This window comes from Vibrio sp. 10N.247.311.13, from assembly GCF_041467595.1.
In the GTDB taxonomy this organism is placed as follows: Bacteria; Pseudomonadota; Gammaproteobacteria; order Enterobacterales; family Vibrionaceae; genus Vibrio; species Vibrio crassostreae_C.
Window position 1 is genome coordinate 21,148 of sequence record NZ_JBFSUX010000033.1, and the last position, 26,004, is coordinate 47,151.

The following is a 26,004-nucleotide window of genomic DNA, read 5'->3' on the forward strand; positions in this document are numbered from 1 at the left end:
ATTATTAAAATTCAATAACTTAATTATACTCATAGTTAAATCGTGATTACCCCAACATCACATTAACAACCTCAGCTTGCCGCAAACGATTTCCTCTATAGAATGCGTCGCCTTTCCTATCTACAACTTTTAGGTTGACGCACATGGCTTCGCTACTTGGAATTATCACTATTTTAGTTGCCGCTTGGTTACTATCTACGGACAGAAAAAATATTCCACTAAGAACAGTCTCTTTGGCTTTCTTATTACAAATCTCATTCGCGCTGTTGGTTCTGTATGTACCAATGGGTAAAGAAGCGTTGAATGCAGCCACAGGTGCGGTATCTAGCTTGATCAACTACGGTCAAGAGGGGATTAACTTCCTATTTGGTGGCCTAACTAATAACGGATTTGTTTTCGCGATTAATGTTCTTGGCATCATTATCTTTTTCTCTGCACTGATTTCAGGCTTGTACCACATCGGCTTTATGCCAAAGGTGATCAACCTTATTGGTGGTGCGCTACAGAAGTTCTTGGGCACAGGTCGTGCGGAATCATTGTCTGCGACTGCCAATATCTTTGTCGGCATGATTGAAGCGCCATTGGTGGTTAAGCCTTACTTAAAACACATGACAGATTCACAACTGTTTGCTGTGATGGTGTGTGGTTTGGCGTCTGTAGCTGGTGGTACGCTAGTGGGTTATGCATCGCTTGGCGTTGACCTAAACTTCCTGATCGCTGCGGCATTCATGTCTGCACCAGCCGGCCTATTGATGGCTAAAATCTTAGTACCTGGCAGCCCAGATGACGCTCAAGAAAATATTGAGTCTGACGTTGAAATTCCACGAGCAACAAACGTAGTTGAGGCGATGGCAGATGGGGCTATGTCTGGACTTCGTATTGCCGTTGCGGTGGGTGCAACACTTCTTGCCTTTATCAGTGTGATTGCAATGCTGAATGGCTTGCTAGGTATCGTTGGCGGCTGGTTTGGCGTAAACCTAAGCTTCGAACTTATCCTAGGTTATGTGTTTGCACCCGTTGCATGGCTGATCGGTGTACCGTGGTCTGAGGCTGTGGTTGCGGGCTCATTGATCGGTAACAAGATTGTCGTGAACGAGTTCGTGGCTTTCATCCAACTAATGGATGCTAAAGAGGCACTAAGTGAGCACTCGCAAGCGATCGTAACTTTCGCTCTATGTGGCTTTGCTAACATCTCTACCATGGCGATTCTTATCGGTGGTTTGGGCAGCTTAGTTCCAGAGCGTCGTTCTTTCATCTCACAATATGGCTTCAAAGCAATTTGTGCAGGTGTGTTTGCTAACCTAATGAGTGCTGCTATTGCTGGTGTTGTACTTTCTCTATAGTTAACTGATCATGACTTTACTCCCCCTATAGTAAAGTGACTGATTAATCACAATAATATTCGGTTAGCGTGAAAAAGAGAGCCTATAGTGTAAGAACGTAGGCTTTCTTATTTCATTGAATAGTTTGTACCACAGGGTGTGGTGCAAACCTTTTAGGGGCACAAATGGATTTGTCGATTACTTCTTCTTTGGCGTTAATTGGACTCTTGTCTTTAGCTTGTCAGCAGCTCGGCTGGCGTTTACGTCTTCCCGCCATTCTCCCTCTCCTTATCGTTGGCCTATTGTTAGGTCCCGGCCTGAATATTCTAAATCCCGATGCCATTTTCGGTGATGTGCTGTTTCCTATGATCTCCTTAGGGGTTGCCATCATCTTGTTTGAAGGAGCATTGACCCTAAATTTCAAAGAAATCAGAGGCCATGGCCGGATGGTGACTCACCTCGTGAGTTTCGGCATGTTGATTACATGGGCGTGTATCGTGGTGGGGGCATACTACTTTGTGGACTTCAGTTGGCCGTTAGCCGCACTGTTTGGTGCATTAGTTGTGGTAACTGGCCCTACGGTAATCGTGCCCATGCTTCGCAGTATTCAGCCTAAATCTTCGTTAGGCAGTATCTTGCGATGGGAAGGGATAGTAATTGATCCGATTGGCGCTCTGTTTGCGGTTCTCGTCTACGAGTACATTGTTTCTTCTGCCGACCCTACCGGACACGTTCTGTCAGCTCTGGGCCTGACGTTAGTCATAGGTTTAGGCTTAGGGATCATCGGTGGCCATTTGATTGCCAAGATGCTGCAAGGGCATTGGGTACCGCACTATTTACGTAATGTGGCTGTGCTGACGCTAATGTTGGCGGCGTTCTCGTTTTCTAATGATCTGAGTGAAGAATCGGGTTTATTAACCGTGACCATCATGGGGATCTGGCTTGCCAACGTGAAGGGCTTGGATATCGAAGACATCATCGAATTCAAAGAAACCCTGACCGTGTTACTTATTTCTGCGTTGTTTATTCTGTTAGCGAGCAGGCTCGACTCCGGAACCTTCCTCTCGATAGGTTGGGGTGGGGTTGGCTTGTTAGCGGTAGTGATGCTGGTGGCGCGTCCTTTGAGTGTGTGGATCAGCGGGATCGGCACGGATCTTACCTCTGCGGATAAATGGTTTTTGAGCTGGATGGCACCGCGCGGGATCGTTGCAGCCGCGGTTTCTTCTCTGTTTGCAATCAAACTTCAAGAGAAGCAATTAATTGAAGGCGCAGATTTACTGGTGCCAATGGTGTTCTTGGTCATCATCGGTACGGTTGTGATTCAGAGCCTTACCGCGAGTTGGTGGGCGAGAAGGCTAGGTGTGACTCAAGAGAAGGCACAAGGCGTTATCTTCTTTGGTGCGACTCAGTTTTCACGCCAGTTTGCCAAAGTGTTGGCGACACACAACATCAACAGTGTGCTTGCCGATACCAACTGGGAAAGCATTCGCTTAGCGCGCATGGAAAACTTGAATGTTTATTTTGGTAACCCAGCTTCGAGCCACGCTGAAAATAATCTGGAATTGGATGGAATAGGGCGTGCGATGATCGTGTCGCCTTATCGTCAAACCAACCCGTTAGTTAGCATGCACTATCAAGACGAGTTTGGTGAGAATAAGGTGTTTGAGCTTGAATCCTCAGAGAATAAACATGAAAGGCACCAAGTGAGCCGCGATGGCAATAGAAGTCTGTTTTCGGAAGGGATCACCTATTCTAAGCTTAACTCGTTGATGGCTCAGGGTAGCCAAATTAAAAGTACAGGTTTGACCGAGGCATTTGATTTAAAAGAGTTTAACGCTTTGTATCCTAAAGCCATTCCTCTTGGGGTGATTAATGGCGGTGATTTCCGTTTAATTACACAAGGATCTGAGTTGGAAAAACTCATATCAACGGAGTGTGAGCTTATTAGTTTATTACCGCCTTCTGAACAGACGGAAAAAGTCGAGACTCCAGATAAGTAGCAACGAGCACTTCATCAAAAGCGAGTCACCCCGTTGTAAAAACGAATAGCTAAGTACCAAAGCATCAAAAAAGCCGCAACGTTCATCACGTTGCGGCTTTCTAATTTTATTTATATGCGCTGCGGACTACTTCGAGTGAAATTGCTCGCAAGCGATCATGGTGTTCTCGATTAGGCTCGCAACCGTCATTGGGCCAACACCACCCGGCACAGGTGTGATGAAGCTTGCGCTTTCTTTCGCTACGTCGTATTCAACGTCGCCCACTAGTTTGCCAGATTCTAAACGGTTGATACCAACATCGACCACAACAGCGCCTTTCTTAATCCAAGCGCCAGGAATGAAGTTAGGCTTACCAACGGCAACTACAACAACGTCTGCTTGACGCACGTGACCTTCAAGGTCTTTGGTGAAGCGGTGACATGTTGTCGTTGTACAACCTGCTAGAAGAAGTTCTAGCGTCATTGGGCGACCTACAATGTTTGATGCGCCAACCACAACCGCGTGTTTACCACGTAAGTCGATGTTGTAACGGTCAAGCAGCGTGATGATGCCTTTTGGCGTACAAGAGCGAAGCTTAGGCATGCGCTGAGCCAAACGGCCGACATTGTATGGGTGGAAGCCGTCAACGTCTTTCTCTGGCGTGATACGCTCAAGAACGTGAGTGCTATCAATGCCAGCTGGTAGAGGCAGTTGAACAAGAATACCGTCGATCTCTGGATCGTCGTTCAGTTGGTCTACCAATGTTAACAATTCGTCTTCTGTCGCAGTGGCTGGCAAGTCGTAAGATTTAGATACGAAGCCAACTTCTTCACACGCTTTACGCTTACTTCCAACGTAAACCTGAGAAGCAGGGTCTTCACCCACTAAAACAACCGCTAGGCCCGGAGCGCGTAATCCAGCTTCAGTACGAGCTTTTACACGTGCAGCAACTTCGGAGCGAACCGTTTGAGAAATTAGCTTTCCATCAATATTTTGAGCAGTCATGAATTTCCTTAGTATTGATATTCAAGTTAGTGGCTGATGTTTTTGGCGCATTATTCCAGAAAATCTTTTTGATTACCATCAAGCAAACGTTTGCTTTGGTCTATTTTCCAACACTTATATGTTTGTTGGCCTTTTTTTACCCACTTAGATCAGAATGTTACATAAAGCCGTTGCTTTACTGATTCGAATTCGTATAATTCGTTCCTGTAGCGCGCCCTTAGCTCAGCTGGATAGAGCACCTCCCTTCTAAGGAGGTGGTCGAAGGTTCGAATCCTTCAGGGCGTGCCATTATTTAAAGAAACCCGATAACTCTCCGAGTTGTCGGGTTTTTTGCATTTTACACATCATAAAACACTTCTTTTCAAGCGCGACTCATTTTCTTCTGTTATTCGTTTCATTCGGCTTATGTAATAGAAAGTTAAAATTGTTCGTTTTTTGGGGTTTACATCATTTGGTAATAAAGCCACTATGAATTCACGAAGAATAGACAAGTAAAGCTATTAGCCAGTCGGTTTAGGAATCAAACCTTCTGATTGATGGCTGATTTAGAGGAAGCAATGGCAGGAAACAGTATCGGACAACACTTTCGAGTGACCACATTCGGAGAGAGTCACGGTATCGCACTAGGATGTATCGTAGACGGGTGCCCACCAGGATTAGAAATTACCGAAGAAGATCTGCAGAAAGATCTGGACCGTCGTCGTCCGGGCACTTCTCGCTATACAACGGCTCGTCGTGAAGCGGATGAAGTGAAAATCTTATCAGGTGTATTTGAAGGCCAAACTACGGGTACTTCTATTGGTCTATTGATTGAAAATACAGACCAACGCTCTAAAGACTATTCCGAAATTAAAGACAAGTTCCGCCCTGGCCACGCTGACTATACGTACCATCAAAAGTACGGTGTGCGTGATTACCGAGGTGGTGGTCGTTCTTCAGCTCGTGAAACTGCAATGCGTGTTGCTGCAGGTGCAATTGCGAAGAAATACCTAAAACAAGAATTTGGTGTTGAAATCCAAGCTTACCTTTCTCAAATGGGTGATATCTCAATTGATAAAGTGGATTGGAACGAGATTGAAAACAACGCTTTCTTCTGTCCAGATGCCGACAAAGTACCAGAATTTGATCAACTGATTCGTGACTTGCTAAAAGAAGGCAACTCGATCGGTGCGAAGATTCAAGTGGTTGCGACTAAAGTGCCAGTAGGCCTTGGTGAGCCAATCTTTGATCGTCTAGATGCTGACATCGCGCACGCTCTAATGAGCATTAACGCTGTGAAAGGTGTTGAGATTGGTGATGGCTTCGATGTTGTTAATCAACGCGGTAGTGAACACCGTGACCCATTAACTCCAGAAGGTTTCAGCAGCAATCATGCTGGCGGTATCTTAGGTGGTATCTCTACTGGTCAAGATATTGTGGCAAGCATTGCGCTTAAACCAACATCAAGCATCACTGTACCTGGTGACACAATCACGAAAGATGGTGAAGCAACGCAGCTAATCACGAAAGGTCGTCACGATCCATGTGTTGGCATCCGTGCGGTACCTATTGCAGAAGCAATGCTGGCTATCGTGCTGCTTGACCACTTGCTACGTCATCGTGGTCAAAACTTTGGTGTGACAACTGAAACACCACAAATCTAATTCTGCTTCTTTTTATTTAGAATAGAATTGGTAGAAACAAAAAAGGGTTGCTTCGTAATGAAGTAACCCTTTTTCACATTAGCAGGATTATTCGTCCGGTTAGCGACTATCGTCATTAAAGACAGCTAGCAGCTTAAGGCTCTTAATCCATTAATGCACTGAACTTTCAGGATCAAGCTGGAACGAAGGCAAACTCCATTTGAATCTTACAGCCGCCATGCGCAGCAAGTAACCAACTACAAGCGTCACAATTGTCGCCGTGACGTCGTTGATGCCAAGCTCAAGCAAACCTAGGTACAAACCTGAAGCGACAAGTGCGACAGAGGCATACAGCTCTTCATGTAACACCAATGGTGTTTGACGACAGATAAGGTCACGTAACAAACCACCAAAGACACCTGTCACTAATGCCGATACCATGCAAATCATCGGGTGCAGACCCATGGTCATCGCTACTTTGGTACCAATGATACTGAATACGATTAGGCCTAAGGCATCCAAGCGAATAAACAAACCTTTTAGCTTGATAACCCATTTCGCCAACCCGGTTGTAATAACACCTGCTATACAGGTGATGGCCAGATACTGCGGGTTTTCAACCCAACCTAAAGGGTAATGGCCAAGTAAGATATCTCGTACTGTACCGCCGCCAATTGCCGTTGCACTCGCAACCAACATTACACCAAACCAATCCATTTTTTGTTTGCCAGCACTGAGAGCGCCGGTCATGGCTTCTGCCGTGATGCCAATGATATACAAAACACTTAGTAGCATTGCTGTAGCTCTATAGTATAGGTCTATAAATTGGAGTCTTATAGGCCATAGGGATATAAAATGAAGCGCGAGTGTAGTAGTAAAAATGCTTGTTGACGAATGAATATTTGTACCGTGAATGGGCGTTTCAGATTAGCTAAACTAATCATTCACCTTAAAGTGGTGTAATCTGGAAATGGCAATCGATTGTCACTGCAAAGTATAATGGCGAACCCGATGTCATTACGCTTGATAGGGCTTTACCGAGCGCTTAAAAAAAAGCAAAATGCCCCAGTTATTTTTACTTAAATTTGATTTTATGACACACCAATACTCAGACATTATCGATATCTTCAATCAGACCTTTTTTGAAAGCTTTAATACCAAACTAGAGCTAGGGGCTGATGAGCCGATCTATTTGCCTGCTGATGATACTATCCCACACCATCGAATCGTGTTCGCACGTGGCTTTTACGCCTCTGCACTCCATGAGATCGCACACTGGTGCGTTGCTGGGCCTGAGCGTCGTTTACTGGAAGATTTTGGCTATTGGTATGAACCTGACGGTCGAACTGAGGCGGTTCAAGCTGAGTTTGAAAAAGTAGAAATTCGCCCACAAGCGTATGAATGGATCATTGCGATGAGCGCAGGCTTTCCTTTTAATGTCAGCTGTGACAATCTACACGGCGATTTTGAGCCAGATCGTTTGGCCTTTATGAATAAAGTACATAGCGAAGTTATGGGTATCTTTGAAGTAGGCTTTCCGCCTCGCGTGAAAATGCTCTCTGAAGCATTACGCAGCTTCTACTATGTGGAACCTTTATGTGCTAGCCAATTTATTGTGAAATAAGAGAATATTATGATTATCGAATTTGAAGAAAAACTACTTGAAGTAATTGATGCTCGCATTGAAAACGCATCAGACGATGAACTGTTTGCTGGTGGTTACTTACGTGGTCATATTTCTCTTTCAGTGGCTTCATGTGAAGAAGAAGGCATTGAAGATGTGGCTGAAGTAAAAGCTCGTATTGAACAGAGCCTAGACGACGCTCGCTCTGAACTAACACCAGCAGACCGCACTATCGTTAATGACCTTTGGGTTGAGCTACAAAACCAAGCTTAATCTCGATGTATTAGTACTATCCGCTCAGTCCCCTTTCCCATTTTGCTGAGCGAACTGGTTTATTTGAGACTCGTTCGAAATTTTTGAATGAGTCCGTTCATTTCTTGTGATGGTTACATTTTCTTACTACGTTATTCTAATCCCACTTAACGGAATTACAGAAAGGTCACATCATGAAAGTTATCGCATTTGGCGCAAGCACAAGTTCTACCTCAATCAACAAAACACTAGCAACTTACGCAGCAAACTTGATTGAAGGTGCTGAAGTTAAAGTCCTAGACATCAACGATTACAATGTTCCTATGTTCAGTGAAGACACTGAAAAAGAGATTGGCCAAGCTGAAGGTGCTCAAGCATTCCTACGCGAACTAGCTGAAGCTGATGCGTTTGTTATCTCGTTCGCAGAACACAATGGTCACTACCCAGCTGCGTATAAAAACCTATTTGATTGGGCGACACGCATTGAGCGTTCAGTATTTGGCGAGAAGCCGGCGGTTTACCTAGCGACTTCACCAGGCCCTGGCGGCGCACAAACGGTACTTGGTGCAGCGACAGGTTCTGCACCTTACTTCGGTGGCAACGTGCAAGCGTCAGTTTCAGTACCAAGCTTCTACGATAACTTTGATTTTGAATCTGGTTCTATCAGCAACGAAGAGATCGTTCTACAGATTAAAGACGCGGTTGCTAAGCTGTAAATACAGCTTCGTTTAGAACATCAGTTTAGAGCAACACGAATAACAAAAAGCCCGAGCGACTTAACTTAGTCACGTAGGGCTTTTTAGCTTTTAACTTATTAGTTTCAGATATTCAGAAATTTCAGATGTTCAAAATAGCTGAACTAGAAACTACGGCTTTGATTTAGAATGCTTGTCAGCAACCCATCCAGCCGTTAATGCCTTACCTTTACGCAGTCTGCGTACCCACATTCGACTTGGGTGAATCGCCTCAAGCACATCAACAGGCAAGGGCAGCGGATCGCCACAGATCTGTGATGCTAATACTTCAGCCAATAATGGTGCAGAGCTCAAACCACGTGAACCCAGTCCGATAAAGCAATAAAGGTTAGGGAAGCTTGTTACCGTTTCTACATCCTCAACCGAGTCACGCTGCGGGTTGAAGTTGTGGAGATCTTGGTACTGCTCCTTAATGGCTTCAAAGTCACCAACGTTTCCCACAAACGGAAGGTGGTCACGGCTTACGCTTCGGATACCTTGGCGCGCTAAGTTGTCACTGGTATCGACATCTTTTGTCCATGCTTGGTCTGGTAGTGACCCATGTAGGCGCTCGCCATTGTGCTGCTGAACCTCAATATCAAATTCTTGGTCGATATTGGTTTTGTCGTAGTTCGCACCAATACAGTGATGACCATTGTTGGGGTTCTGTGGCGTCAAATAGCCATCAAAGCACAACACGGTTTTTAGCTGGCTGAGATTTTCCGTGGTCGGAATATGGCTCACTTGGCCTTTAACCGGAGTCAGTGGTACTGGCTGAGTTTGTTCAAACTGAGTGAACTTGTGTCCGTTTGCGACAACTACTTGGTCGTGCTTAGTTTGAATCTCACCTTGAGGTGCCTCAATCGTCAGTAACCATTGTTGTTCAGCTTCGAGCCACTCAAGTTGCGTTACTTGATGTTGATAGTGTGCGCTCACTTGGTTGCTCTCTTCTAGCTTGCCAATCAAGCCTTGAGTCAGTTGAAGAGGGCTTAGCCAACCACCCAGCGGAAAGTAAACACTCTCTTTATCGACGGGTAAGCCAATCTTTTCGTTGGCTTGCTCTGGCGATAAACGCTGAATCAGGTCGGTGTGGAAGTTGCCTTCCAACATGCGGTTGAGCTTTTTAGTGGAGCCTTGATCCCACATCAAGATGTTCACGCCACACCAACTGTGATCAAATTGAATAGACTGAGCCGCTTGATTAATAAATTGACGAGCAAACAGTAATCCCGGGCCAAACACGCGAGACACGTTCGAGGTCGCTTCGCTTAATAGCGGGTAAATCGCACCTTGGTTGTTACCTGAGGCATTGCCCGCAGCTTGTGGATGTTCACAATAAAGGGTGATGTTTTTACCACGACGGCTTAGCGTTTTGGCTAATGCAGCACTGGCGACACCACCACCAATGATCGCAATGTCTTGGGATTCAGTGTGTTGAGCGAGGCCATACCAAGGTTTGATGTTGGTGTGAGCGTGCTTTTCGCCAAGTCGGCCGGCGATCATTTCTCGCTTAGTACCAAAGCCTTTGACCTTTTTCATTTCAAAGCCAGCTTCAATTAAGCCACGGCGAACAAAGCCAGCAGCGGTGAAGGTGGCGCAGCTACAATCTTGCTTAGCGAGCTTAGCCATGCCGTTGAATAGGTTTTGATTCCACATCTCTGGGTTCTTGCTCGGAGCAAAACCGTCTAAGAACCAAGCATCAACCAAACCTTCACGCGGGGTTGGTACGTTGGGCATGCAATCTTTAATATCGCCAAACCACAAATCAAGCGTGATTGCACCGTCGCCCAGCACAATGCGGTGACATTCAGGTAGAGCAATAGGGTAGTGTTCTTGGAGTTGCGTCGCATACTCGGCTAATTCTGGCCACGATTGGTGTGCTTTGATGAGATCCTCTTTATTTAAAGGATATTTTTCAAAACTGATGAAATGTAACTCTTTGGTCATCGCTTGTGGGTTATCTTTAAGAAAAGCATCGAACCATTGCCAAACTGCAAGAAAGTTCAAACCTGTGCCAAAGCCGGTTTCAGCAATCACAAAGCGGCGTTGTTCATGTTCAAGCCAACGCTCTGGAAGGTGGTTTTGCTTTAAAAAGACGTAGCGAGTTTCTTCTAAACCGTTAACATTGGAGAAGTAAACGTCGTCAAATTGGTCTGAAACTGGCGTGCCAGACTCATTCCATTCCAGTTCTGCATTAGTAATTGAAGTCATAAAATCTATCATTTTGTGATTTGAAGCGATATGTTGGTAGGGATTGTACGAATTTCTAGGAAAGCTGACCACTTTTGTTAGGCTTCTTAGTTATCATCTAGCTGAATTTAGAATTATAGGAATGTCACATGAAACGAGTCGTAATCACCGGTATGGGTATTGTTTCAAGTATCGGTAACAACGTCGAAGAAGTTTTAGCATCACTGAAAGAGGGTAAATCTGGTATTACCGCTTCAGAGCAGTTCAAGGAAAATGGCTTGCGCTCTCAAGTATGGGGTAACCTAAAAATGAACCCTGCTGACCATATCGATCGCAAAAAAATGCGCTTTATGGGTGATGCAGCGGCATTCGCTTATCTTTCAATGGAGCAAGCAATTGCTGATTCTGGCTTAACTGAAGATCAAGTATCTAATGACCGCACGGGTATCGTTGCGGGTTCAGGTGGTGCTTCATCTCTAAACCAAGTAAACGCGGTAGACATCATCCGTGAGAAAGGCGTGAAGCGCGTTGGTCCATACATGGTTCCACGTACAATGGCTTCTACGGTTTCTGCTTGTCTAGCAACTCCTTTCAAAATCCGTGGTGTGAACTACTCTATGAGCTCTGCATGTGCGACATCTGCACACTGTATTGGTCACGCAATGGAGCTTATCCAACTTGGTAAGCAAGACGTTGTATTCGCTGGTGGCGGTGAAGAACTGGATTGGTCTCTGACTATGATGTTCGACGCAATGGGCGCACTTTCTACTAAGTACAACGATACGCCAGAGCTGGCTTCTCGTACCTACGATGCAGACCGTGATGGTTTCGTTATCTCTGGTGGCGGCGGCATGTTAGTTATCGAAGAGCTTGAGCACGCTGTTGCTCGTGGCGCAAAAATCTACGGTGAAATCGTAGGCTACGGCGCAACTTCAGATGGCTACGACATGGTTGCTCCTTCTGGTGAAGGTGCGGTTCGTTGTATGAAGATGGCGATGCAAAACGTTGATGGCGTTGATTACGTGAACACTCACGGTACTTCAACTCCAGTTGGCGACGTTAAAGAGCTAGGCGCTATCCAAGAAGTATTTGGTGGCAACAGCCCAGCAATTTCTGCAACTAAAGCGATGACAGGTCACGCTCTAGGTGCTGCTGGCGTACACGAAGCTATTTACTCAACGCTAATGCTAGATAACGGCTTTATCGCTCCAAGCATTAACGTTTCGAACCTAGACGAAGCTGCTGCTGGCCTAGACATCGTAACTGAAGCTCGTGATCAAGAGCTAACTACAGTTATGTCTAACAGTTTTGGTTTCGGCGGTACGAACGCAACGCTAGTAATCAAAAAGTACCAAGCTTAACTTAAGCTTGAGTTACAGAGACAAGGTTAATCGTTAAAGGGTTGCGCTAGTGCCGATTCAACACGCACAGGTCACCCAGTAATAATGACCATCAGAACAAAGTTTTTAGACGCAGGTTGGTAAACGTGTTTTTTGAACATAGTTTTTAAATCTGGGTTTAGAGATTGAAAGGTTTCCAGAGCTTGACCAGTACTGACTTTGGTTAGTACTGGTTGAACAGACGCAAGACTCTGTCTCCTGGAGAGCGAGATAGGATCCTTTTGTTCTGGATGTTTGCCCGATTGTTTATTCAATCGGGCATTTTTCGTTTTAGCCGTTTGATCTTGGGTGTTCACTCTGGTTTCGGTTCTTGTCTGCCAAGGTTAGGTGATTCAGCCCTTTATTTATAATGTATTCCAATTGCTACTCGACACCGTGTGTGGAATTTTGCACAATCATTTCAATTCACATTTAGGTCGATAGACCCCAACAAAAGTACTCGCCAAATGAAAATCTTAATCGACGAAAATATGCCTTACGCTGAAGCGCTTTTTAGCCAGCTAGGGGAAGTGACAATGAAGTCTGGTCGCACATTAACAGCTGACGACCTAGTTGACGTAGACGCATTGATGATTCGCTCTGTTACCAAGGTAAACGAGTCATTGATCAGCAAAGCCAATAAGCTGAAGTTTGTTGGTACTGCGACGGCTGGCATGGATCACGTTGACCAAGAGTTGATGAAAGAGCGTGGCATTTTCTTTACTGCGGCACCTGGTTGTAACAAGGTGGGTGTTGCTGAGTACGCGTTCAGTGCGATGATGGTGCTTGCGCAGCAACAAGGCTTTTCTGTTTTTGATAAAACGGTTGGTATTATCGGCTGTGGTCAAGTGGGCAGTTACTTAGCGAAGTGCCTTGAAGGTATTGGTATCAAAGTTCTGCTGAACGACCCTCTAAAACAGCAAGAGGGTGATACGCGCGAATTTACTGAGTTAGAGACTTTGCTTGAACAATCAGACGTTATTACATTACACACGCCAATCACTAAGACGGGTGAGTATCCAACGCATCACTTGATCAGTGAGCAAGTGCTGAACAACTTACGTGCTGATCAAATCCTGATTAATGCAGCTCGCGGTCCTGTGGTTGATAACCAAGCGCTAAAAGCTCGCCTGCAAAAAGCCGATGGTTTCACTGCAGTGCTTGATGTGTTTGAGTTTGAACCTGAAGTCGACTTTGAGCTTCTTCCGTTACTCGCTTTTGCAACGCCTCACGTAGCGGGCTACGGTTTAGAAGGTAAAGCGCGTGGTACCACGATGATCTTCAACAGTTATTGTGAATTTTTAGGTACTGAACAGCGTGCGTATGCAAGCGACTTATTGCCGACAGCGCCTGTACCTCAAATGAAATTAGATAGAGCTTGGGATGAAGCAACACTGCACAATTTGACTCAGTTGATCTATGATGTGCGCAAAGACGACGCCTTATTCCGTCGCAATATCGTTACGCCGGGTTCTTTTGACAAGATGCGTAAAGAATATTGGGACCGCAGAGAGTACAGTGCAGTCGAGTTAACGGGCGACGAATCTTGTAATTTAACGCCGTTATCTAAACTCGGTTTTATGGTAAAGCCAACTTTATAAAAGAGAGAAACAATGAGCCAAGAATTTAATATTGCTATTTTAGGTGCGACTGGTGCGGTTGGTGAAACCATTCTTGAAGTACTTAAAGAGCGTAAATTCCCTGTCGGTGAAATGCACTTACTAGCAAGTGAACGTAGTGAAGGCAAAACTTCCCGTTTTAACGGCAAAACAATACAAGTACAAAACGTAGAAGACTTCGATTGGTCTCAAGTACATATTGCGTTTTTCTCTGCAGGTAGCGAGCTTTCAGAGCGTTGGGCTCCAATTGCGGCTGATGAAGGTGTGGTTGTCATCGATAACACATCACGCTTCCGTTACGAATACGATGTTCCTCTGGTTGTGCCTGAAGTGAACCCTGAAGCGATTGCTGAGTTCCGTAACCGTAACATCATCGCGAACCCTAACTGCTCGACTATCCAAATGGTAGTAGCGCTAAAACCAATTCACGATGAAGTGGGTCTTGAGCGTATTAACGTTTCAACTTACCAATCTGTGTCTGGTGCAGGTAAGCCAGGTATCGATGAGCTAGCGGGTCAAACGGCTAAGCTTCTTAACGGTATGCCAGCTGAAAACTCAGCGTTCTCACAACAAATCGCTTTCAACTGTATTCCTCAAATCGATGAATTTACAGAGAACGGCTACACGCGTGAAGAGATGAAGATGGTTTGGGAAACTCAAAAAATCTTTGCTGACTCTTCAATCACAGTGAACCCGACTTGTGTCCGCGTACCAGTATTTTACGGTCACGCAGAATCTCTACACATTGAAACTCGCGCACCAATCGGTGCAGAGCAAGTGGTTCAGCTTCTAGAGAACACAGAAGGTGTTGAAGTATTCCAAGCGCTAGACTTCCCAACTCAAGTTCGTGATGCAGGTGGTAAAGACCACGTAATGGTTGGTCGTATTCGTAACGACATCAGCCATCACAGTGGCGTAAACATGTGGGTTGTCGCTGATAACGTTCGTAAAGGCGCAGCAACAAACGCAGTTCAAATCGCTGAAGTTCTGATTCGCGATTACTTCTAAGCTTTATTGCTTTGATAAAAAAGCCTCACTCTTTAGTGGGGCTTTTTTAATCGATTAAAAATATTGTTAGTCAAATTGTGTGAAATTGCTGCGAATATTGTTGCTGCAACACATTTTTTGTTTTCATCTCTATAGTTTTACGTCATTTATCCGATATATTTAATAGATCATCACTTTTCCGAATTTAAGCACCTAGCTGAGCCTTTTATGTTTCAAATTTTCAAGCCGTGGTTAATGCCTTTTGCCTTTATCATTGCGACTCAGATTTCCGTTGTTCGTGCAGATTCCATTCGAGTTGTAGGGCCTAATGGCCAGATACAATCAGCGCCTACGTTTTCAGAACCACTTCAAAGAGCGCAATCAAATAGCGCTGAGCCTTCACGTTTCTATGGTCCAACTCGCGGCTCAGAAACATTGTGGTCTATTGCCTCAAAGTTACGCCCTGATAACTCCGTTTCAGTCCAACAAACTCTGTTGGCTATTTATCGCTTAAACCCACAAGCGTTTGAAAACCAGAATATCCATAGCCTGCTGCCTGCGAGCAATCTACGCGTGCCTTCTTTAGAGCAAGCACGTGCAAGCTCGACGCAGCAAGCTATCAACATCATGAACTCACATCTTGCTAAGCTTGATGCTCCTGCAAGTAAGCCTGTCGCTTCAAAACCCAAAGCGCCGAGTTCTGATGCAAAAAATGTTACTCCTGCTAAGCAAGTAAGCACTACTGAAACTGCTAAAAAGCCATTGTCTCCAACTCAATCATCTCTAGCTCAATCTGCACCAACCCAAGAGATGAACAAGTTAGAGAAGCAGCTAGAGCTTTCAGAAACTGAACTGCTGTCACTTGAAGAGAAAAATCACCAACTTCGTTTGATGTTATCGAATGTTCAATCGGAAGTGGATGAGCTAAAAACAGAGCTCAGTGATGAAGACCGCATTCGTAGCGAAGTGGAAAAGCTGCTTGATGAAGAGCGCAGAAAGAACGCCGAAATTGAAAAGATGGCACCAAGTGTCATGGACGAACTGTTATCGAATGGTTGGTTAGTGGCGGCTCTTGCGATTATTCCAGGTCTGCTCATTGGTTTGATCGTTGTGATGCTGTTAGGCCGTCGTTCTAAAAATGATGAGCAACAGCAGACGACTCAAGAACAACCGCTCCAGCCAGAACCAAGTACCGTTGCACCTATTACATTGGGCGACGAGATGGACGACCTTAACGAGCTGTCTTTAGATGATGACTTGTTTGGTACGGAAGATGACGCCAACAAGCTGTTTGACGATCAAGCGCTAGCCGAAGAGGATGATGTCTTTGCTGGTTTAGATGAATCTGATCTCGATTTCAATCTAGATGGTGAAGACGATGACCCATTTGCTAGCATTGGCGAAAACGGTGATTTAGACACCAACTTCGACGATCTAGATTTAGACAGCAGCAACGGCATTAGTGTTAATGGCGAAGAGAAAGCGCTTGGCCTTGAAGAGATGGAACGTGCGCTAGACAAAACAGCGGAAAGCGCCGTCGATACTGATGATGTCGACTTTGATCTTTCTGATGATAACGCAATGTCTGCTGATGACATTGAAGCTTTACTATCTCAAGAGTCTGAAACTGAAGATCTCGGTTCCAACGAGCTAGACCAATCTTTATTAGATGATCTGTTTGCTCTTGATGACGAAGATGACGACAGCTTCGATATTGATGCTCTGATTTCGGAAGAGCAAAGTGATTCGCCTTCTAGCACTGAAACACCAGCAAGCGATGATTTTGACATCGATGCGCTTATCTCTGAGCAACAAAGTGAGACTAAGCCTGTTGATTTGAGCAATGACGATTTTGATATTGATGCTCTAATCTCTGAACAACAGTCCCCTGAGCCAGCTTCACCGACAGCGAATGATGATATTGATGACATCTTTGCCCAAGTTGCTGCTCAGAACGATCAAGCGAATGACCCTTTCAACCTCGATAGCGACGATGAGATTGCCACTAACCTAAACAGTGGTTTGGCGTCTGATGATGATATCGAAAACATTCTGTCTCAGTTCGATAAGCCCATCGTAAATGAAGAACCTCAAGACAGCGTTGATCTGCTTGATGAGCAACTGGCAGGCGATGACGTAGACCTAAGTAACTCGACAGACCTTCTTGATGAGATGCTAGGGGACGATTCGGATGATGAGTCTGAAAGCGAACCTCTTGGCTTTGATTCTCTGTCTGAGCTTGAAGAGCTTTCTGGTTTATCGACCGATGATGACCTCAACATCGCAGAAGACAGCACGGAAACCTTGGATGAATTAATAGGTGACTCTGACGACGATGATTTCGAACTCGACGCCGAAAGTACCGACTTATTGGATGATTTCCTTGATAGTGAATTGTCAGATGATGAGCTTTTAGCGGATGCATCAAAATCAGAATCTCTAGACCCATTTGATGACTTACTGACAAGTGGCATTGAAGACGAGCTTGAATCTGAAGATAAGACGTTTGATAAAGAGTTAGACGCAGCCTTTGGTTTGGACAACGCCAATGAGGAGCCTGAAAAGGACTCAGACGTTGAGCTTACTCCGTTAACCTCTGAAGGTGAGCCTAAGCAAGATCCGGACATTAGTGAAACACCACAACCTGAAGTCGTTACTGATGAATCGTTAGATTCTGAAATGACTCAAGAAAGTTCTGACATTAAGCCAGAAAATGATGAAGCCTTTAATCGTGATGGTTTTATCGATGATTTGTTCGGTGTCGCACCGGCAACGGATGCTTTGCTTGATGACTCGCTAGAAACAACAGACGAAGCGTTGATTGATGAGTTAATGACTTCTGATGACAATGATTTGTTGCCAGCAATAGAAGAGCCTGTTGAACCATCAATTGACAATACGGTTGAACCAGAGCAAGCGTCTCTTTTAGACAGCGACGAAGTATCAGCGCAAGAAACCGCATCATCGGTTGAAGATGATGAACTGGATATCGACTCGCTGTTATCTGAGAATTCTGATTTTGACAAACCAGATTTTGAAGAGCGAGTTAAAGAAGAAACCGCACAACAAGAACCAGAGCCGAAAGAAGCCGACGTACAAGAGCAAGCTTCGCCATCGTCTTTGAACGATATCTCTGAAGATGAAGAAGAAACGGTTGAAGACTGGTTAGCTGAAGCCATCGACGATGTAGAGTCGCCAGCGAACATTGACTCTGATTTTGACTTTGAACCGAAAATCCAAGGTAGCGATCAGCTTGAAGATGTCGTTGAATCCTTGCCAGAGCCAGAGCCAGAGCCAGAGCCAGAGCCAGAGCCAGAGCCAGAGCCAGAGCCAGTTCGTGCTGCAAACATGCCAGAGATCATTCCAAATGAATTTGGTGTGCCAGAAGACGATGATTGGCTGATTGAAGATGAGGCGTCTGAACCAGAAGCATTAGCGGAAACTGACGTAACACCAGAGCTAGTGACACCTGTCGCTGAACCGAAAGTTGAAGCTACACCACAAGCGGAAGTAGCAGAACAAGCTGAAGTTCTAGGACAAGAAGGCGAAGAAGAATTCTCGTTTGATGACTTCGAATTGCCAGAGTTTAATGAAGAAGATGCACTAGCGGAAGCTGATGCTGAATCAACACCAGAACCAGTAACGCCAGCTATTGATGCTCAACCAAGTGTTGAGCCTCAAACTGAAGCCCAAGTTATAGCTCAGGCGCAAGACGACGAAGAGTTTTCGTTTGATGATTTCGACTTACCAGAGTTTAGTGAAGAAGACGCACTAGCGGAAGCTGATGCTGAATCAACAACAGAGCCAGCAACGCCTGCTATAGACTCTCAATCAAGTGTTGAATCGCAACCTACCGCTGAGCCTCAGTTAGATGCTGCACCACAAGTTGAAACTGCGAAACCAGAAAGCGAAGAAGAATTCTCGCTTGATGACTTCGAACTACCAGAGTTTGGTGAAGACGATGCGTTAGCGGAAGTGGTGGGTGAACCAGATGAAGCACAGTTAGAGCAAGACTTAGCGCCTGACACAGAGAAGTTCGAGTTCGATGACCTTGATCTTCCGGAGTACGATGAAGAAAGCGCAAAAGCAGACTCTGTTTTAGATGATATTGAGCAAAGCAATGCCGAGCCGGTGGCGGAAGCCCAAGGCGTAGAGTTCGATGAGTTTGATTTACCGGAATATGGTGAAGATGAAGCCATCTCTGATGCGTTTGCTGAGAAGCCAACACCACTGACTTCTTTCAGCCCACAAGGCGAAGAGCAAGATGCGTTGCATGATCTGTTCTCAAATCCGCAGAGCTATAGTCAGGCTGATGATTTCTCGAGTGCTGAAGACTCTGAACCGGCTGGTTTTGCACAGCCAGAACAATCACTGAGCGCGGCTTCAGAGCCAAACTCAACGCCTGCAGCGGTTCAAGACGAGCCACTAGAAGGCTTTGATGACTTTGATGAGACAGCATTAGCTGAGTTGCTTTCTGAAGATGTTCAAGACTCTGTCGACAACATGTTCGATAAGCCATTGGACGCAACTTCGATTGATAGCGCAGGGTTAGATATTGACGCCATGCTTGAAGTCGGCGGCGAAGACTGGAAAGGCTTTAACCTAGCGCCAGAACAACAATCGAGCATGCATAATGATGTGCCTGATGACCAACAAGAGATTTGGGCATCGGCTGAACAGCAAGCTGAACCGAAAATCAAAGAAGAGAATTGGGCTGAACAAGACAATCTAACCGAATCAGGCAACAGTCGTGATAAGCAGTACATGACGATTGATGAGCTAATGGCTCAAGTCGAGCAAGAAGGTGAAGAAGTCATTAATCCAGACGATGAAGAGCTTAAACTGGATGTGGGTCTTAACGAATTCCCTGATGTTATCGGTGATATTGGCAATTATGATGTCGACAGCAATGCAGAAGCTGCGGGTAAGCTTGATTTGGCCAAAATCTACATCGAGATGAGTGACTCGCAAGGGGCAATTAAGCTTCTAGAAGAGGCAATCGTTGACGGCAGCGATGATATTCGTCGAGAGGCAAAAAATCTTATCGATACGTTAAACGGTCGATAAATTTACAAATCAGAAAGGGTAGCGTTGGCTACCCTTTATTTTAAGGCGATACAGAGCGCTATCGTTTCATTTGGTTTTTCAACAGCATCATCTCGGTCGATGCTGATTGTTTATTGAAGTTTTAGCCCCATCCTATTTGGGCTAGCACTGATTTCCGTATATACTTCTCGCCCATTTTCAAAGAGAACAAGAACATGAAAATTGCTTTAGGTATTGAATATAACGGTACCCACTACTTTGGTTGGCAGCGCCAACGAGACGTGAAAAGTGTCCAAGAAGAATTGGAAAAGGCTCTTTCAGTTGTCGCGAATCACCCTGTAGAAGTTATGTGCGCAGGTCGTACAGATGCCGGTGTTCACGGTACGGGACAAGTCGTTCACTTTGAAACTAATGTCGATCGTAAAATGGTGGCATGGACAATGGGCGCGAATGCCAACATGCCAAAAGATATTGCGGTTCGTTGGGCGACAGAAGTGAATGAGGATTTCCATGCTCGTTTCTCGGCTACTGCCCGCCGTTATCGCTACATTATCTTTAACCATGCACTACGCCCAGGCATTTTGAATTCAGGTGTGAGCCATTATCATGGTCATCTTGATGAGAAAAAAATGCATGAAGCGGGTCAGTACTTACTTGGTGAGAATGACTTCACTTCGTTCAGGGCAACACACTGTCAATCTCGTAGCCCATGGAGAAACATGATTCACTTGAACGTGACTCGTCATGGACACTACATTGTGATCGATATTAAAGCGAATGCGTTTGTTCACCACATGGTGAGGAATATTACGGGTAGCCTTATTGCCGTAGGTAAAGGTGAGCAGAAACCAGAGTGGATCCAGTGGCTTTTAGAAGCTAAAGATCGAAAAGTAGCCGGCGCAACTGCAAAAGCGGAAGGTTTGTATCTGGTGGATGTTGATTATCCTGAACATTTTGAGCTACCACGAGAGCCAATTGGTCCTCTATTTTTACCGGATAATTTGAACTAAATGTGAGACTTAGGTTCAAAAATTATTACGGTTTAGTGCGTAAGATAGTCCCAGAAAATAGGTACAACCAGTTTTTTATCTACAGTCGCTGTTTTATGTGCTTTAATTCCCACGCATAATTCCCAAATTTATTTCTTTCGCAATCAAGCGGAAGAATCGAAACAAAAAGGTCTTCCATGAGTTGGCTTGAAAAGATTTTAGAAAAAAGCAACATCGTAACATCTCGTAAAGCGTCTATCCCTGAGGGTGTTTGGACGAAATGTACTTCTTGTGAGCAGGTTCTGTACCATGCTGAACTAGAGCGTAACCTAGAAGTATGTCCAAAATGTGACCATCACATGCGCATGAAAGCACGTCGTCGTCTGGATACATTCCTAGACAAAGGTGAGCGTGTTGAACTAGGTGCTGATCTTGAGCCACAAGACAAGCTGAAGTTTAAAGACTCTAAGCGTTACAAAGAACGTATCTCTGCTGCTCAAAAGAACAGTGGTGAAACAGACGCATTAGTTGCAATGAAAGGCGAACTATTGGGTTTACCTATCGTAGCGTGTGCTTTTGAATTCTCATTCATGGGCGGCTCAATGGGTTCTGTTGTTGGTGCTCGTTTCGTGAAAGCGGTAGATGCTGCTATCGAGAACAACTGTGGTTTAGTGTGTTTCTCTGCAAGTGGTGGTGCTCGTATGCAAGAGGCATTGATGTCTCTAATGCAAATGGCGAAAACCAGTGCTGCGCTTGAGCGTTTATCTGCGAAAGGCCTACCGTTTGTTTCAGTTATGACTGATCCAACAATGGGTGGTGTTTCTGCAAGTTTGGCAATGCTTGGCGATATCAATATTGGTGAACCAAAAGCACTGATCGGTTTTGCTGGACGTCGTGTAATCGAACAAACGGTACGTGAAGACCTTCCTGAAGGTTTCCAACGCAGTGAGTTCCTACTAGACCACGGTGCTATCGACATGATTGTTGACCGTCGTGAGATGCGTCAGCGCGTTGCAAGCCTTGTTGCTAAAATGACCAACCAGCCTTCACCATTAGTAGTTTCTGTGAACGATTCACCGAATGAAGCTACTTATGAAGTACCAGAAGCGCCAGAAAAAGGGTAAAGTACCTTCTAACAAACCAACTTAATTATGGTTATGAGTTAGATGAGTCAACAACCTATTCCTCAAGCCACATCCTCTTTGGAGATGTGGCTTGATTATTTATCAAACATCCACACAAGCGCTATTGATCTTGGATTAGACCGAGTTCAGGCCGTCGCCTCTAAGGCAAACCTCACCAAGCCTGCTCAACATGTTATTACTGTTGCCGGAACCAATGGCAAAGGCTCAACATGTGCACTGATGGAAGCGATTCTATTGGACGCTGGTTACTCAGTTGGTGTCTACAGCTCTCCTCACTTAATTCGCTATAACGAACGTGTTCGTATCAACGGCCAAGATCTATCTGATGAAAAGATGGTTCAGTCTTTCGATTTCATTGAGAAAGAGCGTGGCGAAATCAGCCTGAGTTTTTTCGAATATGGCACTTTAGCGGCGTTACGTGCATTTCAAACTGAAGCGGTTGATGTTGTGCTTTTAGAAGTGGGTTTAGGCGGGCGTTTAGACGCGACCAATATCGTTGAGCATGATGTTTCTGTGATTACTAGTTTGGCTGTCGACCATGTTGACTGGCTAGGTGATGACATCAATGTGATTGGTTTTGAGAAAGCGGGCATTTATCGTAGCGGTAAACCCGCTATCTGTGGTCAACCCAAGCCACCGGCTACGGTTGCAGCGCACGCTGATGACATTAAGGCTGAGTTCTACCAAGTCGGTATTCAATACACTTATGATGTTGACGGTGATACGTGGAACTGGCGCAGTGGTGCATTCCAACTAGAATCGCTACCTATTCCAAGCCTGCCGTTACCTAACGCTGCAACAGCGTTGATGGCATTGGGCACATCAGAGCTTAGTATTAGCGACGTGAACGTGGTTAACGGCATGAAGAATGCGCAGCTTCCTGGGCGTATGCAGCAAATTAGCGAACAACCGGTGATTGTGCTTGATGTAGCACACAACCCGCATTCTGCTGAGTACTTTGCGCAGCAAGTCGCGAAGAAGTATGCAGGCAAAAATTTACACGTTGTAGTCGCCATGCTTCATGACAAAGATATCCCCGCGACATTGGAAGTATTAGCTCCAATAACAACACATTGGTACCCAGCTTCGCTGAACGGCCCACGAGCCGCAACAGCCGCTGAATTGTGTCAAAGCTTACCTGAAGGTGTAGAGCGGTATTCAAACCCTGTTGTAGCGTTTGAAGCGGCTTTAGCTTCTGTTAAAGGTGACGATGTTGTGTTGGTTGTCGGTTCTTTCCATACAGTGGGTGAAGTGTTGGAGCATTGGCAGAAAAAAGGAAACTAAATGGCAAGTAAATTCCAAAGCCGGTTAGTCGGCACCATCATTTTAGTGGCCATTGGCGTGATTGTATTGCCCGATGTACTAGATGGTAAGAAGCTCCACTACAAAGAAGAGTTTGCAAGCATTCCAATTAAGCCTGAGCTTGATAGTAATGTTGAAGTGTTTGAAGTACTCGATCCCGTTGAAGATCAGATAGCGCTACCGGATTCTCCGGTTGAGCAAGTGGTTGAAAGTGGTCGTACTGATAATTCAAACACGCAAACCGCGTCTTCTTCTAATGATAAAGAAGCAGACAAAGTGGCAGTTGTGGTTAAGCCGGTACCTGAAAAAAATGAATACCAAGACAGTGCTTGGATTATTCAATTGATGGCTTTGAAGAATGCTGACAACGCAAAAAACGTTGTTAAGGATCTGCAAAAGCGCGGTTATCAGGCTCACACCAAGCAAGAAAAAACTTTTACGCGAGTAATTATTGGCCCGGATGTCTCTAAATCCAAACTTGAGCGACAAATTAAGGAATTAGAAAAAATTACGGGTTCAAAAGGCCAGTTGCTCAAATTTAAACCGTTAAATCCATAAGAAAACGTTTGCGTCAGCATTTTTTCTGTTAAAATGCGCGCCAACTTAAGATGAAGAATTCATGAATTGGTTAGATTTTGTCATTTTAGGCGTGATCGGCTTCTCTGCCGTGATCAGTTTAGTTCGTGGTTTCGCTAAAGAAGCCTTGTCACTCGTTATTTGGTTTGGAGCATTTTTTATTGCTAGCCAGTACTACGCTAAATTAGCGATGTACTTCACCAATATCGAAGATGAGATGTTTCGAAACGGAACTGCGATAGCAGCATTGTTTGTTGCAACGTTAGTTGTGGGTGCCTTAGTTAACTATGTCATCGGTCAACTAGTTCAGAAAACAGGCCTGTCAGGTACAGACAGAATCCTCGGTGTCGTCTTTGGTGGCTTACGTGGTGTTTTGATTGTTTCTGCAGTGTTGTTTTTCATGGATGCGTTTACTGCATTCCCAAGTTCTGAGTGGTGGAAGAATTCGCAATTGGTTCCAGAATTTAGTCGAATCATTGCGCCGTTCTTCGAGCATTTACAAGCAACATCTAGTTTCTTATCTGGCGCGCTCTAGCGCCAGTTAATGTCGAAAAATCGAGGATTAGGACATGTGTGGTATTGTTGGAATCGTGGGTTCAACACCTGTAAACCAGTCTATTTATGACGCTTTAACGGTATTGCAGCATCGTGGCCAAGATGCCGCTGGTATTTGTACCATAGAAAGCAATCGTTTCCGTCTGCGTAAGGCGAACGGTTTAGTAAAAGATGTTTTTGAAGCAAAACACATGCAGCGCCTACAAGGTGAAGTTGGTATTGGCCATGTTCGTTATCCTACTGCGGGTAGTTCAAGTGCGTCTGAAGCTCAGCCTTTCTACGTAAACTCTCCTTTTGGCATTACGTTGGCGCACAACGGTAACCTGACGAACGCAAACGAAGTTCGTGAGAAGTTGTTCGAAAAAGACCGTCGTCATGTAAACACAACCTCTGACTCTGAAGTTCTACTGAACGTATTAGCTCATGAGATCGATACTGTTAAAGGTAACGTAACTTCAGATGACGTTTTCCGCGCTGTGGCAAATGTGCATCGTACAATTCGTGGTGCTTACGCCGTAACGGCGATGATCATCGGCCACGGTATGATCGCATTCCGTGACCCACATGGTATTCGTCCATTGTGTCTTGGTAAGCGTGAAGTTCAAGGTAAAACAGAGTACATGGTTGCGTCTGAATCGGTAGCACTCGATGCTGTTGGTTTCGACTTCATGCGCGACGTAGCACCAGGTGAAGCTATCTACGCAACGTTTGACGGTGAGCTTTTCACTAAGCAATGTGCAGACAACCCACAACTAAACCCATGTATCTTTGAGTTTGTATACTTTGCACGCCCAGATTCATTCATCGACAAAATCTCGGTTTACAGCGCACGCGTTGAGATGGGTGAGATGCTTGGTATGCGTATTAAAGAAGAGTACGCAGACTTAGACATTGATGTAGTTATTCCAATCCCTGAAACATCAAACGATATTGCGCTACGAATCGCTCAAGCGATCAATAAGCCATACCGTCAAGGTTTCGTGAAAAACCGCTATGTTGGCCGCACATTCATCATGCCAGGTCAGCAACAACGTAAGAAGTCGGTTCGCCGTAAGCTCAACGCAATTCGCTCTGAGTTTAAAGGTAAGAACGTTCTTCTGGTTGACGATTCTATCGTTCGCGGCACAACATCAGAGCAGATCATTGAGATGGCTCGTGATTCTGGCGCAAATAAGGTCTTCATGGTTTCAGCTGCTCCAGAGGTTCGCTTCCCTAACGTTTACGGCATTGATATGCCGAGCGCGACAGAGTTGATTGCTCATGGTCGTGATAACGAAACGATTTGTAAGCAGATTGGCGCAGACGCCTTGATTTTCCAAACGCTACCAGATCTGATTTCTGCAGTGGGCATGGGCAATCAAGACATCTCTCGTTTTGATACTTCTGTATTTAACGGCGAGTATGTAACGGGCGATATCGACCAAGTGTACCTAGATTTCCTAGACTCTTTGCGTAATGACGACTCAAAGGTTCAACGTGAGATTCAACAAGATCTTGCGAACTTAGAGTTACACAACGAAGGCGCTTAATTAGCGTTTCGTTAGTGATAAAGAGTTTTTCCTAGCAATGATTCCGTATTGCTAGCGATACAGAAAATAAAAAACCAGAGCTTCGGCTCTGGTTTTTTTGTTGTGCGCCGAGCATGGCGTTGATCTAGGAGGTGAAAGTCCTCTACGGG

19 protein-coding genes and 1 tRNA gene are annotated in these 26,004 nt (G+C 45.1%); 17 read left to right on the forward strand and 3 right to left on the reverse strand.

Translation table 11 applies throughout. The features are described 5' to 3' along the window. Positions 1 to 143: 143 nt before the first annotated feature. Entirely contained in the window at positions 144 to 1,343 is a 1,200-nt protein-coding gene (locus tag AB6E52_RS14285; protein ID WP_019826134.1) for a NupC/NupG family nucleoside CNT transporter, read from the forward strand. Between the two features lie 164 nt (positions 1,344 to 1,507). Beyond that, on the forward strand, positions 1,508 to 3,322 hold the full coding sequence (locus AB6E52_RS14290; RefSeq protein WP_102320173.1) for a sodium:proton antiporter: 1,815 nt from the start codon (positions 1,508 to 1,510) through the stop codon (positions 3,320 to 3,322). A gap of 126 nt (positions 3,323 to 3,448) precedes the next feature. Here AB6E52_RS14290 and folD read toward each other — a convergent pair whose 3' ends face one another. Then, positions 3,449 to 4,306: a bifunctional methylenetetrahydrofolate dehydrogenase/methenyltetrahydrofolate cyclohydrolase FolD gene (gene folD, locus AB6E52_RS14295; protein WP_017062367.1), complete on the reverse strand. Its 858-nt coding sequence runs from the start codon at positions 4,304 to 4,306 to the stop codon at positions 3,449 to 3,451. Positions 4,307 to 4,517: 211 nt separating this feature from the next. Between folD and AB6E52_RS14300 the strand changes: the two genes are divergently transcribed. Both AB6E52_RS14300 and aroC read left to right on the forward strand, forming a co-directional pair. Then, positions 4,518 to 4,594 (forward strand) — tRNA-Arg (locus AB6E52_RS14300). A gap of 269 nt (positions 4,595 to 4,863) precedes the next feature. Continuing rightward, entirely contained in the window at positions 4,864 to 5,949 is a 1,086-nt protein-coding gene (gene aroC / locus AB6E52_RS14305) for a chorismate synthase (protein WP_029235357.1), read from the forward strand. 150 nt (positions 5,950 to 6,099) lie between these two features. Here aroC and AB6E52_RS14310 read toward each other — a convergent pair whose 3' ends face one another. Next, positions 6,100 to 6,723 carry a trimeric intracellular cation channel family protein gene (locus tag AB6E52_RS14310; RefSeq protein WP_017062358.1) on the reverse strand — a complete coding sequence of 208 codons (624 nt, stop codon included), beginning with the start codon at positions 6,721 to 6,723 and terminating at the stop codon, positions 6,100 to 6,102. A gap of 298 nt (positions 6,724 to 7,021) precedes the next feature. On the opposite strand from AB6E52_RS14310, the gene AB6E52_RS14315 reads away from it, so the two are divergent. From AB6E52_RS14315 to AB6E52_RS14325, 3 genes are all read left to right on the forward strand, one after another. Next, positions 7,022 to 7,552 (forward strand): elongation factor P hydroxylase, encoded by a 531-nt coding sequence (locus tag AB6E52_RS14315; protein WP_102320174.1) that lies wholly within the window; start codon positions 7,022 to 7,024, stop codon positions 7,550 to 7,552. Positions 7,553 to 7,561: 9 nt separating this feature from the next. Continuing rightward, a complete protein-coding gene (locus tag AB6E52_RS14320) occupies positions 7,562 to 7,825 on the forward strand; it encodes a YfcL family protein (protein ID WP_017063425.1) in 264 nt (87 codons plus the stop codon). A gap of 173 nt (positions 7,826 to 7,998) precedes the next feature. Continuing rightward, a complete protein-coding gene (locus AB6E52_RS14325; RefSeq protein WP_102320175.1) occupies positions 7,999 to 8,520 on the forward strand; it encodes an NADPH-dependent FMN reductase in 522 nt (173 codons plus the stop codon). A gap of 150 nt (positions 8,521 to 8,670) precedes the next feature. Here AB6E52_RS14325 and mnmC read toward each other — a convergent pair whose 3' ends face one another. Then, positions 8,671 to 10,821, reverse strand: coding sequence for a bifunctional tRNA (5-methylaminomethyl-2-thiouridine)(34)-methyltransferase MnmD/FAD-dependent 5-carboxymethylaminomethyl-2-thiouridine(34) oxidoreductase MnmC (mnmC, locus tag AB6E52_RS14330; protein WP_102320176.1), 2,151 nt, complete (start codon positions 10,819 to 10,821; stop codon positions 8,671 to 8,673). 56 nt (positions 10,822 to 10,877) lie between these two features. Here mnmC and fabB point away from each other — a divergent pair, with 56 nt between their 5' ends. The 10 genes from fabB (at position 10,878) to purF (ending at position 25,855) form a co-directional block, all read left to right on the forward strand. Then, positions 10,878 to 12,089: a beta-ketoacyl-ACP synthase I gene (gene fabB, locus AB6E52_RS14335; protein WP_017062353.1), complete on the forward strand. Its 1,212-nt coding sequence runs from the start codon at positions 10,878 to 10,880 to the stop codon at positions 12,087 to 12,089. Between the two features lie 485 nt (positions 12,090 to 12,574). Then, a complete protein-coding gene (locus tag AB6E52_RS14340) occupies positions 12,575 to 13,708 on the forward strand; it encodes a 4-phosphoerythronate dehydrogenase (RefSeq protein ID WP_017062351.1) in 1,134 nt (377 codons plus the stop codon). Between the two features lie 12 nt (positions 13,709 to 13,720). Beyond that, complete coding sequence (locus AB6E52_RS14345) at positions 13,721 to 14,734, forward strand: aspartate-semialdehyde dehydrogenase (protein ID WP_017062350.1); 1,014 nt, start codon at positions 13,721 to 13,723, stop codon at positions 14,732 to 14,734. A gap of 207 nt (positions 14,735 to 14,941) precedes the next feature. Continuing rightward, positions 14,942 to 19,780, forward strand: coding sequence for a FimV/HubP family polar landmark protein (locus AB6E52_RS14350; RefSeq protein WP_372134464.1), 4,839 nt, complete (start codon positions 14,942 to 14,944; stop codon positions 19,778 to 19,780). Positions 19,781 to 19,974: 194 nt separating this feature from the next. Further along, on the forward strand, positions 19,975 to 20,769 hold the full coding sequence (gene truA, locus AB6E52_RS14355) for a tRNA pseudouridine(38-40) synthase TruA (RefSeq protein WP_004734161.1): 795 nt from the start codon (positions 19,975 to 19,977) through the stop codon (positions 20,767 to 20,769). A 176-nt stretch (positions 20,770 to 20,945) separates the two neighbouring features. Next, positions 20,946 to 21,872, forward strand: coding sequence for an acetyl-CoA carboxylase, carboxyltransferase subunit beta (accD, locus tag AB6E52_RS14360; RefSeq protein ID WP_017062348.1), 927 nt, complete (start codon positions 20,946 to 20,948; stop codon positions 21,870 to 21,872). 42 nt (positions 21,873 to 21,914) lie between these two features. Continuing rightward, the gene (folC, locus tag AB6E52_RS14365) at positions 21,915 to 23,177 is read left to right on the forward strand and encodes a bifunctional tetrahydrofolate synthase/dihydrofolate synthase (protein ID WP_017062347.1); all 1,263 of its coding nucleotides are present in this window, start codon (positions 21,915 to 21,917) and stop codon (positions 23,175 to 23,177) included. Continuing rightward, entirely contained in the window at positions 23,178 to 23,753 is a 576-nt protein-coding gene (locus tag AB6E52_RS14370; RefSeq protein ID WP_017063432.1) for an SPOR domain-containing protein, read from the forward strand. 61 nt (positions 23,754 to 23,814) lie between these two features. Beyond that, positions 23,815 to 24,306, forward strand: a complete 492-nt coding sequence (locus tag AB6E52_RS14375; protein ID WP_009848678.1) for a CvpA family protein — start codon at positions 23,815 to 23,817, stop codon at positions 24,304 to 24,306. A gap of 34 nt (positions 24,307 to 24,340) precedes the next feature. Continuing rightward, positions 24,341 to 25,855 (forward strand): amidophosphoribosyltransferase, encoded by a 1,515-nt coding sequence (gene purF / locus AB6E52_RS14380; protein WP_017062345.1) that lies wholly within the window; start codon positions 24,341 to 24,343, stop codon positions 25,853 to 25,855. Positions 25,856 to 26,004: the final 149 nt, after the last annotated feature.

What these genes read in the sequence shown, in the direction of transcription:
- AB6E52_RS14285 (WP_019826134.1), top strand. Translation starts at nt 144, where the DNA reads ATGGCTTCGCTACTTGGAATTATCACTATTTTAGTTGCCGCTTGGTTA.
- AB6E52_RS14290 (WP_102320173.1), top strand. Translation starts at nt 1,508, where the DNA reads ATGGATTTGTCGATTACTTCTTCTTTGGCGTTAATTGGACTCTTGTCT.
- folD (WP_017062367.1), bottom strand. Translation starts at nt 4,306, where the DNA reads ATGACTGCTCAAAATATTGATGGAAAGCTAATTTCTCAAACGGTTCGC.
- aroC (WP_029235357.1), top strand. Translation starts at nt 4,864, where the DNA reads ATGGCAGGAAACAGTATCGGACAACACTTTCGAGTGACCACATTCGGA.
- AB6E52_RS14310 (WP_017062358.1), bottom strand. Translation starts at nt 6,723, where the DNA reads ATGCTACTAAGTGTTTTGTATATCATTGGCATCACGGCAGAAGCCATG.
- AB6E52_RS14315 (WP_102320174.1), top strand. Translation starts at nt 7,022, where the DNA reads ATGACACACCAATACTCAGACATTATCGATATCTTCAATCAGACCTTT.
- AB6E52_RS14320 (WP_017063425.1), top strand. Translation starts at nt 7,562, where the DNA reads ATGATTATCGAATTTGAAGAAAAACTACTTGAAGTAATTGATGCTCGC.
- AB6E52_RS14325 (WP_102320175.1), top strand. Translation starts at nt 7,999, where the DNA reads ATGAAAGTTATCGCATTTGGCGCAAGCACAAGTTCTACCTCAATCAAC.
- fabB (WP_017062353.1), top strand. Translation starts at nt 10,878, where the DNA reads ATGAAACGAGTCGTAATCACCGGTATGGGTATTGTTTCAAGTATCGGT.
- AB6E52_RS14340 (WP_017062351.1), top strand. Translation starts at nt 12,575, where the DNA reads ATGAAAATCTTAATCGACGAAAATATGCCTTACGCTGAAGCGCTTTTT.
- AB6E52_RS14345 (WP_017062350.1), top strand. Translation starts at nt 13,721, where the DNA reads ATGAGCCAAGAATTTAATATTGCTATTTTAGGTGCGACTGGTGCGGTT.
- AB6E52_RS14350 (WP_372134464.1), top strand. Translation starts at nt 14,942, where the DNA reads ATGTTTCAAATTTTCAAGCCGTGGTTAATGCCTTTTGCCTTTATCATT.
- truA (WP_004734161.1), top strand. Translation starts at nt 19,975, where the DNA reads ATGAAAATTGCTTTAGGTATTGAATATAACGGTACCCACTACTTTGGT.
- accD (WP_017062348.1), top strand. Translation starts at nt 20,946, where the DNA reads ATGAGTTGGCTTGAAAAGATTTTAGAAAAAAGCAACATCGTAACATCT.
- folC (WP_017062347.1), top strand. Translation starts at nt 21,915, where the DNA reads ATGAGTCAACAACCTATTCCTCAAGCCACATCCTCTTTGGAGATGTGG.
- AB6E52_RS14370 (WP_017063432.1), top strand. Translation starts at nt 23,178, where the DNA reads ATGGCAAGTAAATTCCAAAGCCGGTTAGTCGGCACCATCATTTTAGTG.
- AB6E52_RS14375 (WP_009848678.1), top strand. Translation starts at nt 23,815, where the DNA reads ATGAATTGGTTAGATTTTGTCATTTTAGGCGTGATCGGCTTCTCTGCC.
- purF (WP_017062345.1), top strand. Translation starts at nt 24,341, where the DNA reads ATGTGTGGTATTGTTGGAATCGTGGGTTCAACACCTGTAAACCAGTCT.